The sequence below is a fragment of the Streptomyces muensis genome (genome assembly GCF_021474425.1).
GTDB classification, from domain to species: Bacteria; Actinomycetota; Actinomycetes; order Streptomycetales; family Streptomycetaceae; genus Streptomyces; species Streptomyces muensis.
This window is the reverse complement of the sequence record NZ_JAKEIP010000538.1, coordinates 1-1857: the sequence shown is the minus strand read 5'-3', so window position 1 is coordinate 1857 and position 1857 is coordinate 1. Positions and strand designations below refer to the sequence as shown.

Sequence of the window (1857 nt, the reverse complement as noted above, 5' to 3'; positions counted from 1 at the left end):
CGCCCCCACCCACCGCGACTACGAGGCCGGCTGGACCCCCCGCCTCGACCTCGCCACCCTCGCCGACCAGCTCGGCGAGGACACGGTCCTGCTGGTCCGCGGCCACTACTTCTACGACGGCACGCCGTCCCCGCTGACCGCCCTGCGCCGCACCGGCCGGGTCATCGACGTCTCCGCCTACGACCCGGTCGAGGACCTGGCGCTGGCCGCGGACGCGCTGGTCACGGACTACTCGTCCATCATGTTCGACTACGCCAACCTCGACCGCCCGATCGTCATCTACGCCGACGACTGGGAGACGTACCGCTCCACCCGCGGCGTCTACTTCGACCTGCCGGCCGAGCCGCCCGGCCAGGTCGCCCGCACCCAGCGGGAACTCACCGAGATCCTCACCACCACGGCCTGGCGCGACGAGGGCGCGACAAAGGCGCGGGCCGCCTTCCGTCGCCGCTTCTGCGAGTACGACGACGGCCACGCCGCCGAACGGGTCGTACGACGGGTGTTCCTGAACGAGAGCGAGGATGCCCTGCCCCCGGTTGTCCCGCTGGAAGAACGCACCCCGGCACCGACCCCGGAGGAGGCCGCATGACCCCCGAAGCGCCCCCGCCCCCGGACGTCACGGTCACGGTCATCGTCTACAACGACGCCGCCCGCCTCCCCCGGGCCGTGGAGTCGGTGCGCCGCCAGACCCACGCCAATATCGAGATCATCATCAGCGACGACCACTCGACGGACGAAACCCCCCAGGTGGCCCGGCATCTGGCGGCCCGGGACCCCCGCATCCGCCACCTCCGCCTGCCCCGGAACAGCGGCGGCTGCAGCGCCCCGCGCAACGCCGCCCTGGAGATCGCCCGGGCGCCGTACGCGATGTTCCTGGACAGCGACGACGAACTGACCGACGACGCGGTCGAGTTGCTGCTGTCGGCCCACCGGGAACGGGAGATCGACTTCGCGATGGGGGCGGTCGTACGGGTCCGGGAGGACAGCGGGCGCCGTACGAAGTGGATGCCGCACCTGGTCGCCGAGCGCCGCACGGTGATCGGCATCGAGTCCGAACCCCGTCTGCTCTTCGAGCACCTGTCGACGAGCAAGATGTACGCCCGCGCCTTCCTGGACCGCTACGACCTCCGCTTCCCGGAGGGCATCCACTACGAGGACCAGCTGTTCTCGGCACAGGCGTACTGTCTGGCCAAGGAGTTCACGATCATCCCGGAGCCGGTGTACCGCTGGCACGTCGCACCGTACGCGGCCACGGAGGCGGCCTCGATCTCCAACCAGCGTCACAAACTGGAGAACGTCCGCGACCGCGTCCACGTCCAGCGCCTCATCGACGACTTCCTCGTCGAGAGCGGACACGGAGGTCTGCGCGAGGACAAGGACTACAAGTTCCTGAAGCACGACTTCCGCATGTACGCCGGAGATCTCCCCTACCGCGACGAGGAGTGGCTGTCCGCCTTCGCCGACATCACCGTCCCCTACCTGGAGACCCTCTCCCCCGCTGCCTACGCCCGCCTGCCCCGCATGGAACGCGTGGTCCTGCAACTGGTCCGCGAACGCCGCTTCCACGAGGCCCGGTCGGCGGCCCGGGGCCTGGGCCGCGCGGTGGCACCCCGGCACGTGACACCGGACGCGGACGGCCACCTGTACTGGGGCACCGCCCTGCCCACCTCCACCTGGGCCCGCCGCGAACTGGACGTCTCCGACCTGGAGCTGGACACCCGCCCCTTCCGCAGCGCCCAGTTCCGCCACGAGATCACCGAGCTCACCCGCGGCCCCGGCGCCTCGATCGACCTCACGATCCGCACCTACGACCCCGGCCTACGCCTCCCCGTGGGCCCCCACCGCGCCGCCCTCCTC

2 protein-coding genes are annotated in these 1857 nt (G+C 71.0%); both read left to right on the top strand.

Going from position 1 to position 1857, the window contains the following annotated elements; all coding sequences use genetic code 11:
- Positions 1–589, top strand: a 589-nt coding sequence (locus tag L0P92_RS44140; RefSeq protein ID WP_234768767.1) for a CDP-glycerol glycerophosphotransferase family protein, incomplete at its 5' end; no start/stop codon positions are given.
- Positions 586–1857 (top strand): glycosyltransferase family 2 protein (locus L0P92_RS44135; protein ID WP_234768766.1); only part of this gene is annotated, 1272 nt, incomplete at its 3' end. The genes L0P92_RS44140 and L0P92_RS44135, both read left to right, overlap by 4 nt.